Source organism: Acinetobacter sp. RW6 (genome assembly GCF_041956835.1).
Taxonomy (GTDB): Bacteria; Pseudomonadota; Gammaproteobacteria; order Pseudomonadales; family Moraxellaceae; genus Acinetobacter; species Acinetobacter calcoaceticus.
On record NZ_CP167121.1, the window covers coordinates 1,218,209 to 1,230,656 of the forward strand.

The following is a 12,448-nucleotide window of genomic DNA, read 5'->3' on the forward strand; positions in this document are numbered from 1 at the left end:
GCGATTTATATGGATGTAAGAGAAGGTTTAGGAGAAAGATGATGAATGTATTACAACAAATAGATGAGTTTACGGTCGATCCACTACAGTTCCGACGGGCATTAGGAAATTTTGCAACAGGCGTTACCATTGTTACTGCACAAAATGCACAAGGCGAGAAAGTTGGGGTCACCGCAAATAGTTTTAACTCGGTGTCACTCGATCCACCACTTATTTTGTGGAGTATTGATAAAAAATCTTCGAGTTTTTCGGTGTTTGAAGAAGCGACACATTTTGCCGTCAATATTTTATCGGGCACGCAAATTGAGCTGTCTAATAAGTTTTCGAGACGTAATATTGATAAATTTGCAGACACGAACTTTCAACTTGGTGTCGGACGCGCACCCATTTTAGAAAATTGTTCTGCGGTGTTTGAGTGCGAACGTTATCAAGTTATTGAAGGCGGTGACCACTGGATTCTTGTTGGTAAAGTGGTTCGTTTTCATGACCAAGGTCGAAGCCCATTGGTTTACCATCAAGGTGCATATTCTTGTGTCATGCCGCATCCAAGCCTTCAAGTTAAACAAACTGAACAGAACGGCGTAGACCAGACACATTATGGGCACTTATACAATAATGTCTGCTACTTGATGAGTCGTGCTTTTAAAGCTTATCAAACCGACTATATTCCTAAACAAATGGCTTCTGGCTTTCGAACCAGTGAATCACGGCTGTTGCTGGTTTTGGCAAGTGGTACTGCTTCAAGTAAAGAAGATTTACCACGAGATATCGCCATGCCAATGCAAGAGGTAGAAAGATCGGCTGAAATTTTAAAATTTGAAGGATTACTGGTTGATCACGATAATTTGTATGCACTGACCGAAAAAGGTAAACAAACGGCACAGTATTTATTTGATATTGCCGATAGCCACCAAAATGAAGTGTTTAAAAAATATTCTGAGGAACAAAAGGATATTTTTATTACCATGCTGCGAGACTTTGCAGGAGTAGCATAAGCCCCATTAAGCTGATAAATTGAATTGATTTATCAGCTTTTCTATATCTAGCTGACTATAATCAAAAGAATTCCAAGGATAAGGAATTTTTGGCACACAATTTGTTTATCAATAAAACATGATTGCAAATAAGCCAAGACAGTGAACTACAGCGAAAGAAAATGTTTCGCGGTGGCACGTGTATAGAGAGGTAAGGGATGAACCAATATGTAAGTGATGCATTGTTGAATTGGACACACCATATCAAGAATGTTTGCGGAAATTTTGAAACAGATTTTGACGGCACCCGTAATTTATTCATTGGAGAAGTTCAATGTTTCTTATTGGGTGATACCGAAATTGCTTTTATCAGAAATAATGCAAATAAGATTGTCCGAAAAGCCGATGAAATCGATCGAGTGAATAATCGTTTTTGCTTTTTGATTTTGCAGTATTCGGGGAAAATGCTGCTCGAGTATAAAAATGAAACGCTAAGCCTGAATGAAGGCGATATTGTGTTGGTAGATCCGGTCGAAACCATTTCTATGTATCCGCAAGGCTTGGTAAGCCAGATTTCGGTCCATCTGTCGCGTGAAAAATTACTTAAAGAAAATATTAGTACTGAATATTTTGGAAAACTGATTACTCAAAATATGAGTGGTTTTTTACTCAAAAATATTTTGAAAAACATGTCTGCTGAAAACATCAAACTTTGGTACGCAACCGAAGACGGTAATGCTTTTGAAGATGCGCTGATTGCCTTAATCAAACCTACCATCAATTATAAAAATATTAATAGCTCAAATAATCTGATGGAAAAAGCTGAGCGCTATATTATAGAAAACTTAGCAAAACCAGATTTAACACCTAAATTAATTGCAGAACATATTGGGGTGTCGTTACGTCATCTCTACCGTCTATTTCTTCAAGAAAATTTATCTATTAACAAATATATACAGCTCAAACGCTTAGAAAAAGTCAAAGCAGATCTGCTTGATAAAAGAAATAAACAAAGCTCGATTACCCAAATTGCTTTGAAATGGGGCTTTTGGGATGGCGCGCATTTTTCAAAAATATTTAAGAAGACTTATGGTATTTCTCCTAAAGAATTTAGAGAGGGTATGTCGGCTTAAACCTTTCATCTCTCAATGTCATTTTTAGACAAGTTCTGGGTCATTCCTGAACAAGCTAGCCCTATGTAACTGTGTTGAAATTAAATTCATTAGAGCAGGCTAGATAAGCTTAATAACCTTAAAACTATTAAGTTGGTCTAATGAATTTCACTCACAGGGAAGTGCATTTTTAACTGTCTGATTCAGATAGTTCAGGGATAGATGAAAAGGATGAAACCAATGCGTAAACAACGATTATTGAATGACATACAAAAAATATTGGCACTTAACTTATCAATAGCTGCAAGCTTTTGGGGATTAAATACTCAAGCTTATGCTCATGGTGGAAAGGCCGAAATGGTCTCACTTTATCAAAACATGAGTGAGCAGGGCGCCAAAGTTGTAAAAGATGATTTTACCAATACCTATATGATCACCAAGGGTTCGATGGTGGTTCGAGCCAAACCTAATTCAGATCAGGTTTTGGTGAATGGCAAACCTTTCAAGCTCAGTGTGCCTTTATTAATTAAAGATGGTAAACCTGTTATTGGAAAAGATTTTTTTAATGAAGTATTCCAGTCTGGTTTAGATCAAACTTTCAAAATTGAAAATACCTTTCACCCGCTCAATAGTTTAAATTCTGACGAAATCAAAAAGACATTTGATGTCATTAACCGCTCGAAATATGCCTATAAAAATATGCGTTTTGCCGAGTTAAAACTTAAAGAACCAGAAAAAGCTAAAGTTTGGGATTATTTTATTAATCACAAAGAATTTAAAGAAGATCGAATTGCCTCATTTATTTTGTTAAAGGGCAATCAAGCGATTGAAGGTGAAGTTAATCTTAACACTCAACAAGTCACCAAATGGAATGTCCTTAAAGATACTCATGGAATGGTGCTTCTAGATAATTTTGAGGCCGTACAGCGTGTAATTGAGACAAGTAAAGAATATCAGGAAGCTTTACGCAAACGCGGCATCACAGATGTGAAGAAAGTAATTGCTACACCACTGACCGTTGGATATTTTGGTGGTAAAGATGGACTGGATAAACAACTCAATATATTAAAAGTCGTCGCTTACCTTGACACAGGAGATGGTAACTACTGGGCGCATCCTATTGAGAATCTAGTTGCTGTAGTCGATTTAGATAAAGAAAAAATTATTAAGATTGAAGAAGGTGCGATCATTCCTGTGCCAATGGCAAATCGACCTTATATGTCAGATAAGCCAGTAGCCAGCAAGCTAAAACCACTCAATATTACTGAACCTGAGGGTAAGAACTTTTCTATTACAGGCCAAACCGTACACTGGGGTAACTGGTGTTTCCATGTGGCGTTAGATTCTCGTGTTGGCTTACAACTTTCTACAGTGACTTATAAAGACAAAGGTGTGAAGCGTAAAGTCATGTATGAAGGTAACTTGGGTGGAATGGTGGTTCCATATGGCGACCCTGATATTGGGTGGTACTTTAAATCTTATTTAGACTCTGGCGAATATGGTATGGGTACGCTGACGTCATCTATTCTAGCAGGGACAGATGCACCCGAAAATGCCATTTTACTTGATGCCGTGATTGCAGACTACAAAGGTCAACCACAAGTAATTCCAAATGCCATTGCTGTATTTGAACGTTATGCTGGACCTGAATATAAACATCACGAAATTTTTGGTAACCAAGATGCCAGTGAAGCGCGCCGTGAACTTGTTGTGCGCTGGATTAGTACGGTTGGAAACTACGATTACATGTTTGACTGGGTATTTGCCCAAAACGGTGTGATTGGGATTAATGCGGGTGCTACAGGTATTGAAGCCGTGAAAGGGGTTAAATCACGGACTATGCATGACAGTACCGCTAAAGAAGACACTAAATATGGAACTTTAATTGACCATAATATTGTGGGTACAACGCATCAACACATTTATAACTTCCGTTTAGATATGGATGTAGATGGAGAAAATAATAGCTTTATGCATATGGACCCTGTGGTGAAAGCCAATGAAAAAGGTGGTGTGCGTACAAGTACGATGCAAATCGATAGTAAAGTGATTAGTAATGAGCAAAATGCGGCTGAAAAATTTGATCCATCAACTATCCGCTTACTCACAAACTTCAACAAGGAAAATAAATTAGGTAATCCGGTTTCTTACCAACTTATTCCGTTTGCGGGTGGAACACACCCTGTAGCGAAAGGTGCTAATTTTTCTAAAGACGAATGGTTATTTAAACGTTTGAACTTTATGGATAAACAAATTTGGGTGACTCAGTACAATCCAGACGAGCGCTATCCTGAAGGTAAATATTCAAACCGTTCGACTCACGATACGGGGTTAGGACAATTCATTGGCAACAACGAAAATATTGAAAATAAAGACCTCGTGGTCTGGATGACAACAGGCACAACCCATGTAGCACGTGCTGAAGAATGGCCAATCATGCCTACAGAGTGGGTCAATACACTCATCAAACCTTGGAACTTCTTTGACAACACCCCGACTTTAAACTTGGGCGAAGAAAAGCAAAACACGCAGCACGACCATCACTAAAAATGTGCATGAGCCAGAATGGGTAACGAATAAGTTACTCATTCCTGAGCGTAGGTAAGCCGTTCGCAAAAAGGAATTCTGTATGAAAACTCTACTTTCTCAAGTGATGAGAGGGACTCTCTTTGTCTCATTTTTTTCAACTGTGCATGCTGGTGAGCTTGAAATTAAACCGACTTTTGAAGCAACTTTTGGGGCTTTTAGCAGCGGTAAAAGTTACAACGGTGAAAACCTAGATGACGAAAGAATAAATTGGCAAGAAGGCCATCTTAAATATGGTGCGAAAGGACAATACACCTTTAAAAACAATCAGCTCTATGCAAGTTTGAGCGGTATTAGCTCGGCAACATTTGGCGATGGTGACGCAGGCCAAAATAGTAATGGCAAAGAGCGCAAAACAGATGTAAATGAATGGATCATTGGCTTTAAAGACGGTACCAATAAAGATGAGTTGACTACTTATGATTTAAGTATTGGTCGACAAAATATCATGATTGGTGATGGTTTTTTCATTGCGGGTGATGCATTAAATCTCGGCAAACCGCCAGCAGATGGCGCCTTAGACCGAGGCGGGGCATATTATCTGGCAGCACGACGCAGCTTTGATTTTACCAGTCTGCTTCAATACAAACCGCAAGAGAATACAACGCTAAAACTGGCTTATTTAAAATCGAATAATAAAGCACAATTTTCATCTGAACTCTTTGTAACTGATCTGATGTATCAGCTTAAAGATAAGGGCGTTGGGTTTACTTACTTAAATGTATTAGACCTTGAAGATGCTGAACACGTCTCAGGGCGCGAAGATCTTAAAAACTATGCTTTACGTTTGAATTATCAACCTTTACCTGAGTTACAAGTTAAGTCTGAGTTTGTTATTCAAGATAAAAAAGATAGTCAAGAAAATGCAGGTTACGTAGGGCTGAACTATAACTTTTTATCTTCAAAATATACGCCCTCATTAGGTTACCGTTTTAGTCATTTTTCAGACCAATACGATCCTATGTTTTATGGAAATACGGTCGGTTTTGGCACATGGTTTCAGGGCGAAGTTGCCGGAAATTATGCTGGCCCATTTAATAAAAATGCAGATATCCATCAAGTCTCTTACAGTATGAATCTAAAAGAAAATTTCATGTTAGGTGCTTTGGCATATAAGTTCAAAACAGTAAATAAGTCTTTAAGTAATGTGGATGGACATGAGCTGGATGTGTTCTCGGTTTGGTCCGTCAATAAAAAACTTAACGTTATTCCGTTGGTTGGACTCTACAAGCCTAAACAGGATATCCAGAGTGGCGGCACTCAAAACTACGATGACAAAACCAATGTGTATGCGCAGTTGATTCTGCAATACATCTATTAATAGATCTTTTTAAATGAATTGAGAGAAATAAAAATGAGTGAAGTTCAAATTTTAGCAAGCGTACAGCAATTTATGGCGCGTCAACATGGGCATTTTATTGATGGGAAGTTAGTTGATGCCGAGCATTTAGATAAAGTGGATATTGTAAATCCATCGACTGAACAGGTTGTTGCTCAAATTAGTATTGGTAGTCAACAAGATGTCGCAAGCGCCGTGAAAAGTGCTGAACATGCTTTTCAAAATGCTTGGGCCGAAACTACGCCGTATGAACGTGGTGTTAAACTGAACAAGTTGGCAGATTTAATTGAGCAATATGGTGAAGAACTCGCACAGCTTGAGTCGTTGTCTACCGGAAAACTCATTAATATTTCCCGTCATCTTGAAGTAGCACAATCTGTTATTTTCTTAAGATATTTTGCAGGGTGGGCAACCAAAATTAATGGTCAAACCATGCAACCTTCTATTCCATCAATGCAAGGTGAAAAATATACAGCCTTTACTTTAAGACAACCGATTGGTGTAGTCGCAGGTATTGTGCCTTGGAATTTTTCACTCATGATTGGTGTTTGGAAAATTGGTTCAGCTTTGACAACTGGTTGTACCATTGTGCTTAAGCCAAGTGAGTTTGCTAGCTTATCTTTATTACGTTTAGCCGAACTTGCCATTGAGGCAGGTATTCCAGCCGGGGTGATTAATGTGGTTACGGGTAAGGGTGATACAGGACAATATTTAATTGAATCGCCACTCGTTAAGAAAGTCTCGTTTACAGGCTCAGTACCAACGGGCATTGCCATTGGTAAGCTCGCGATGAGCAGTGATTTAACCCGTGTCAGTCTAGAGTTAGGTGGTAAAAATGCCATAGCCGTTTTGGCTGATGCAAATATCGATGAGATTTTACCAACTTTGTTGCAAGCAACTTTTGTGCATCAAGGTCAAGTTTGCGCATCTCCAGAGCGGTTTTTTGTACACCACACAAAATATGATGAACTGGTCGAGAAACTTTCTAAAGCACTATCTCAATTCAAAATTGGGTCAGCGATGGATGAGGGAAGTATGTTTGGTCCACTCTCTAATCAGCCACATTTTTATAAAATAAAACATTATTTAGATATGGCAAAAGCAAACAACCAGATTATTGCAGGTGGTGAGGCTTTAGATCAGACTGGATATTTTGTACAGCCGACTTTAATTTCCTTCAAAAATACAGATGATCCTTTATTTTCAGAGGAAACTTTTGGACCAGTGGTCGGAGTAATGCCGTTTGAAACTGACGAAGAACTGATTCAGCTCATGAATCAATCTCGCTTTGGTTTAACCGCAAGTATTTGGACAAATGATCTGTCTAAAGCCTTACGTTTAATTCCTAAAATTGAAGCAGGGACCTTGTGGGTCAATATGCATACTTTCTTAGACCCATCGGTTCCATTTGGTGGTGTGAAAGCTTCAGGAATTGGCAGAGAATTTTCAGATGCATTTATCGAAGATTACACTGAATTAAAATCGGTCATGATTCGCTATTAAGTTTAAAGATTCTACGAGATATAAAAAATGGCCTTTATAGGCCATTTTTTTGAATCATTAAATTAACCTAATAAAAAATCCTTTAGAATTTTATTAAAAGCTTCTGGCTGTTCTACATTGGAAATATGAGAAGCGTTTATTTCTGCAAGCTTTGACTGTGCAATACGCTGCTGCATAAATTCACCATCTGCAACAGTCGTTACAGGGTCTTGAGTTCCAGCAATCACTAATACAGGAATTTTGATGTCTTTTAACTGCTCACGGACATCCGCTTTAGCCAAAGCCCCACAACAATTGGCATAACCCATTGCGCTGCCAGCACTTAAGTCGTTACACAGGTTGTTGACAATTGAAGCGTGACTTTGGATAAAGGGATCTGTAAACCATCGCGAAGCTGCTGTGGCTGCGATCGGTTGTAAACCTTGCTCAAGTACTAATTTTGCACGGTCAAGCCATGCCTGTTCTTGCCCAATTTTAGCGGCAGTATTTGCCACAATCACATGACTAAAACGGTCAGGGTAGTGAATCGCAAGCCATTGCCCCGTTAAACCGCCCATAGAAATACCACAAAAAGCAGCTTTGCTAATATTCAGATTATCGAGTAATCGAACAACATCTTCACCTAGTTGCTCTACAGTGTAAGGGCCTTCAGGCGTAGATGATGAACCGTGACCACGGGTGTCATAGCAGATCACAAAAAATTGATCTTTTAACTCATTAAACTGTTTTTGCCACATGCCATAATTGGTGCCCAAAGAATTGGAAAACACCAAAGCAGGGGAAGAAGGTTCGCCAAAAGTTTGATAGTTAATTTGTGCATCGGCAGATTGAAAAGATGGCATTTGTTTCTCCTTAAAGTGCTTCAACACGTTCAATAATCAAAGCGATGCCTTGTCCCACACCAATACACATTGAACATAAGGCATAACGACCGCCTGTTTGCTCAAGCTGGTTTAAGGCTGTGGTCACTAGGCGTGCACCTGAAGCACCTAACGGATGGCCCAATGCAATTGCACCACCGTTTGGATTGACCTTGTCAGAATCATCTGGCAAACCTAAATCACGAGTCACTGCTAATGCTTGCGCAGCAAAGGCTTCATTGAGCTCAATCACATCCATCTGATCTAAAGTCAGATTGGCTTGTTTAAGAAGCTTTTTGATTGCAGGTGCTGGAGCAAAACCCATAATGCGTGGTTCTACACCTACCGCTGTTGAAGCAATGATCTTGGCACGCGGTTTTAGGTTGTAGGCCTGAACTGCATCATCAGAAGCAATCAGTAGTGCTGCTGCACCATCGTTAATACCCGAAGCATTTCCCGCAGTCACAGTGCCATCTGCTTTGACAACTGGCTTAAGTTTGCTTAAAGCTTCAAGCGTGGTTGATGCACGTGGATGTTCATCGGTATCAATCACAACAGCATCCCCCTTACGCTGAGGGATTTCAACTGCCACGATTTCTTTAGAAAAAAAGCCTTTGGCTTGCGCGCTTGCGGTGCGTTGTTGGCTCGCCAAGGCAAACTGGTCCTGATCTGCACGATTGACGTTGAACTTTTCAGCCACGTTTTCGGCAGTCTGGGGCATGGTGTCTACACCATACAATTCTTTAAGTTTAGAGTTAATGAAACGCCAACCCATGGTGGTGTCTTCAATCTTCTGGCTACGACCAAAAGCACTGTCTGACTTACCCATCACATAAGGTGCACGGCTCATGCTTTCCACACCACCTGCAATCACCAAGTTAGCTTCGCCTGCTTTAATGGCACGGGCAGCAATGGCAATCGCATCGAGTGATGAACCACACAAACGGTTAATGGTGGTTGCTGGAACCTGATACGGTAAACCTGCAAGCAGTGCTGACATACGGCCGACATTACGGTTATCTTCACCAGCTTGGTTGGCACAACCATAGATCACATCATCGACCTGTTCCCAATCTACATTCGGGTTACGTTGCATTAATGCTTTAATCGGCACAGCACCAAGGTCATCGGCACGAACAGGGGCAAGGCCACCGGCATAACGGCCGAATGGAGTACGGATGGCATCGATGATATAAGCGTTTTTCATTCTTACATTTCCATTTTGAAATCTGTTTCTGTCACTGCCACAAATGATGGGTTTATCCATTCTTCCTTTGCATAGGCAATGCCTCACTTTTGACAGGGCAAAAGTGACAAAACCCTTTGTTTCTCAGACACAACATCCCTGTTGTGCTGAGCAACGAGGCGACATCCATGTCGCCACCTCGTATCCACTAGCAATTTGCTATCGTGACAGGTGACATGGATGTCACCCGTTGGACAGGGAGGCAAGGAAGCCTCCTCTGTTCAACATAGATTTTTGTTACTTTTCATCTTTGAAAAGTAAGGTATTGCCTATACAAAAGGCTTTTGAATATCAATGTAATTCAAGGCCGTGATGCTATTTATTAACTGTAGCGACTACATCATTTAAAAACTTAAACCGTGGCATCAATCAAAGTTGCACCTGTCAAAGCTTGCAACTCTTCAAAGCTAAGACCTTCCACTTTCTCAAGCACCTTTAAACCATCTTTGGTCACATCAATCACACAAAGGTCGGTGTAAATACGGTCAACACATTTTTTACCCGTTACCGGATAGCTCAGTTCAGCTACAATCTTCGGCTCACCTTGTTTGGTCACGTGGTCCGTGGTGATAAATACTTTCTTGGCACCCACTGCCAAATCCATTGCACCACCCACCGCAGGAATCGCATTCGGTGCACCCGTGTGCCAGTTCGCCAAGTCACCATTCGCTGCAACCTGAAATGCTCCAAGCACCGCAATATCAAGGTGACCACCACGCATCATCGCAAATGAGTCACCATGGTGGAAAAAGCTGCCGCCTTCAAGCATGGTCACAAATTCTTTACCTGCATTAATCAGTTCAGGGTCTTCTTCACCTGCTGCTGGTGGTGGGCCAAAAGCCAGTAAGCCATTTTCAGAATGAAGGAAAATATCTTTATCGTTGGGTAGGTAGCTCGCGATCTTGGTTGGCAAACCAATACCTAGGTTCACATATGCACCATCTGGAATGTCTTGTGCCACACGTTTTGCAATCTGGTCACGGCTGAGTTTCTGGTAGCTCATGTTATTTCTCCTTATTGCTTATTGTGCGGGCTGTACTTGTACAACGTGTTGTACAAAAATACCTGGGGTAATAATGTGCTCTGGGTCTAATCCACCTAACTCAACTACCTCAGAGACCTGAACAATAGTGACATCCGCAGCCATGGCCATGATCGGACCAAAGTTACGGGCAGATTTACGGTAAACCAGATTGCCCCAACGGTCGCCCTTGTAAGCTTTAATCAAGGCAAAGTCAGCCTTGATTGGATATTCGAGTACGTAGTCTTTACCATCGATCTGGCGAGTTTCTTTACCTTCAGCTAAAAGTGTTCCAAAGCCTGTTGGGGTAAACACGGCCCCAAGTCCCATACCCGCTGCCTGAATACGGCAAGCCAGATTACCTTGTGGTACGACTTCAAGCTCGACCTTTCCGGCACGGTACAGTTCATCAAACACATAAGAGTCTGACTGACGAGGGAAAGAACAGATCACTTTTTTAACTGAACCGGCTTTAAGCAGTTTAGCCAGACCGTAATCACCATTACCGGCATTGTTGCTGACAATGGTTAGGCCTTTAACACCTAGTTCAATCAGTCCGTCAATGAGTTCAGCGGGTTGTCCTGCGGTACCAAAACCACCAATCAGAATGGTGGCACCATCTTTAATCTGCGATAGAACCTCGCTAAGTGAGGACTTACTTTTGTCAATCATGTGAGAAACCTTAGAGCATGAGGTAACGTGATGTATTACTACCGCTAAAAATTTATCTAAATTCTTAAGGGTAGTAATATATGGAATAAGTTTTGTGAGTCAAAAGCGAACTTTTAACTCACATACACTTTCAATTAAGCACTAGCGCGACGACGTTCAACTTCAGTTGAAGGTGCAGCAGCGGCATCTTTTACAAGTTCGATGTTAAATGTGATGTGCTTGAAAGCGTGATCTAAACCATGGCGTTGAATTTCAGCAGGGTCAGATACATCAACTGCTGTTGCAACTAAACCGTCACGAGTAGCGAAGGCAAAGTCGTCCCATAAGTACTCATCACCCTCAATATTGAATTGAGTTGTAAGCTTGCGGAAACCTGGTGCAGACACGAAGTAATGAACGTGCGATGGACGGTTACCATGACGCCCTAACTTGTTAAGAAGGGCCTGAGTTGTACCTTCTGGAGGGCAACCGTAGCCAACTGGCATCGTAGTTAATGCAACATATTTACCATCAGCATTAGTCAAAATACTACGGCGTAGGTTGAAGTCAGATTGAGACTTATCAAAGAATGAGTAATTACCCAAACTGTTGGCATGCCATACTTCAACTTTGGCATTTTCAATGATATTGCCATCAGTATCTGTCACAGTACCTTCAATAATTAAGGTATCGATTTTGCCTGTTTCAGTGCCATCATCCATACGTGCAAAACCAACAGTTTCAGGTGCACCAGCGACGTAAAGTGGGCCTTCGATGGTACGAGGTGTGCCGGCAGTAACGCCTGCTTTGGCATCGGCTTCATCAGCACGTAAGTCAAGGTAGTGCTCTAAACCTAAACCAGCTGCTAAAAGTCCAAGTTCATTGGCTTGACCTGCATCTGTGAAATATTCCAGACCTTTCCATACTTCTGAAGGCTGGATGTCTAAATCTTCGATGGCTTGAAATAAATCCCCGAGAAGGCGCACTACAATTTGCTGAACACGTGCATCGACTTCGCCTTTAGCTGTGTCGATATTCATTTGTTTTACAAGCGCATCAATTTGTTGACGGTTCATACTAAAACTCCTTAAGTATGCAATACGGTTTTAGGTGGCAGTGGTGCTGGCATTTTGTTTTGCTAGCGAATTGTTGCTGC

General features: G+C 41.0%; 10 protein-coding genes. 5 read left to right on the forward strand and 5 right to left on the reverse strand.

Going from position 1 to position 12,448, the window contains the following annotated elements; all coding sequences use genetic code 11:
• The first annotated feature begins 38 nt into the window (after positions 1-38).
• The 5 genes from ACB088_RS05730 to ACB088_RS05750 all read left to right on the forward strand — a co-directional run bounded on the left by ACB088_RS05730 (position 39) and on the right by ACB088_RS05750 (position 7,514).
• Positions 39-995, forward strand: coding sequence for a p-hydroxyphenylacetate 3-hydroxylase reductase component (locus tag ACB088_RS05730; RefSeq protein WP_375038264.1), 957 nt, complete (start codon positions 39-41; stop codon positions 993-995).
• Between the two features lie 197 nt (positions 996-1,192).
• Positions 1,193-2,107, forward strand: a complete 915-nt coding sequence (gene feaR / locus ACB088_RS05735) for a transcriptional regulator FeaR (protein ID WP_005040201.1) — start codon at positions 1,193-1,195, stop codon at positions 2,105-2,107.
• A 210-nt stretch (positions 2,108-2,317) separates the two neighbouring features.
• Positions 2,318-4,633, forward strand: a complete 2,316-nt coding sequence (tynA, locus tag ACB088_RS05740; protein ID WP_375038265.1) for a primary-amine oxidase — start codon at positions 2,318-2,320, stop codon at positions 4,631-4,633.
• Between the two features lie 142 nt (positions 4,634-4,775).
• A complete protein-coding gene (locus ACB088_RS05745) occupies positions 4,776-5,993 on the forward strand; it encodes a hypothetical protein (RefSeq protein ID WP_375038782.1) in 1,218 nt (405 codons plus the stop codon).
• Between the two features lie 33 nt (positions 5,994-6,026).
• Positions 6,027-7,514, forward strand: coding sequence for an NAD-dependent phenylacetaldehyde dehydrogenase (locus ACB088_RS05750; protein ID WP_375038267.1), 1,488 nt, complete (start codon positions 6,027-6,029; stop codon positions 7,512-7,514).
• 62 nt (positions 7,515-7,576) lie between these two features.
• Here the strand turns inward: ACB088_RS05750 and pcaD are convergent, their stop codons facing one another.
• From pcaD to catA, 5 genes are all read right to left on the reverse strand, one after another.
• A complete protein-coding gene (gene pcaD / locus ACB088_RS05755) occupies positions 7,577-8,356 on the reverse strand; it encodes a 3-oxoadipate enol-lactonase (RefSeq protein ID WP_375038268.1) in 780 nt (259 codons plus the stop codon).
• A gap of 10 nt (positions 8,357-8,366) precedes the next feature.
• The gene (gene pcaF / locus ACB088_RS05760; protein WP_375038269.1) at positions 8,367-9,581 is read right to left on the reverse strand and encodes a 3-oxoadipyl-CoA thiolase; all 1,215 of its coding nucleotides are present in this window, start codon (positions 9,579-9,581) and stop codon (positions 8,367-8,369) included.
• Positions 9,582-9,972: 391 nt separating this feature from the next.
• Entirely contained in the window at positions 9,973-10,623 is a 651-nt protein-coding gene (locus ACB088_RS05765; RefSeq protein ID WP_375038270.1) for a 3-oxoacid CoA-transferase subunit B, read from the reverse strand.
• 18 nt (positions 10,624-10,641) lie between these two features.
• Positions 10,642-11,313, reverse strand: coding sequence for a 3-oxoacid CoA-transferase subunit A (locus ACB088_RS05770; RefSeq protein ID WP_045431259.1), 672 nt, complete (start codon positions 11,311-11,313; stop codon positions 10,642-10,644).
• 134 nt (positions 11,314-11,447) lie between these two features.
• Positions 11,448-12,368, reverse strand: a complete 921-nt coding sequence (gene catA / locus ACB088_RS05775) for a catechol 1,2-dioxygenase (protein WP_375038271.1) — start codon at positions 12,366-12,368, stop codon at positions 11,448-11,450.
• Between the last annotated feature and the right edge of the window lie 80 nt (positions 12,369-12,448).

Excerpts from the sequence above, each read along its gene's own strand:
- ACB088_RS05730 (WP_375038264.1), top strand. The coding sequence starts at position 39 with ATGATGAATGTATTACAACAAATAGATGAGTTTACGGTCGATCCACTA.
- catA (WP_375038271.1), bottom strand. The coding sequence starts at position 12,368 with ATGAACCGTCAACAAATTGATGCGCTTGTAAAACAAATGAATATCGAC.
- ACB088_RS05770 (WP_045431259.1), bottom strand. The coding sequence starts at position 11,313 with ATGATTGACAAAAGTAAGTCCTCACTTAGCGAGGTTCTATCGCAGATT.
- pcaD (WP_375038268.1), bottom strand. The coding sequence starts at position 8,356 with ATGCCATCTTTTCAATCTGCCGATGCACAAATTAACTATCAAACTTTT.
- ACB088_RS05750 (WP_375038267.1), top strand. The coding sequence starts at position 6,027 with ATGAGTGAAGTTCAAATTTTAGCAAGCGTACAGCAATTTATGGCGCGT.
- tynA (WP_375038265.1), top strand. The coding sequence starts at position 2,318 with ATGAAACCAATGCGTAAACAACGATTATTGAATGACATACAAAAAATA.
- ACB088_RS05765 (WP_375038270.1), bottom strand. The coding sequence starts at position 10,623 with ATGAGCTACCAGAAACTCAGCCGTGACCAGATTGCAAAACGTGTGGCA.
- feaR (WP_005040201.1), top strand. The coding sequence starts at position 1,193 with ATGAACCAATATGTAAGTGATGCATTGTTGAATTGGACACACCATATC.
- pcaF (WP_375038269.1), bottom strand. The coding sequence starts at position 9,581 with ATGAAAAACGCTTATATCATCGATGCCATCCGTACTCCATTCGGCCGT.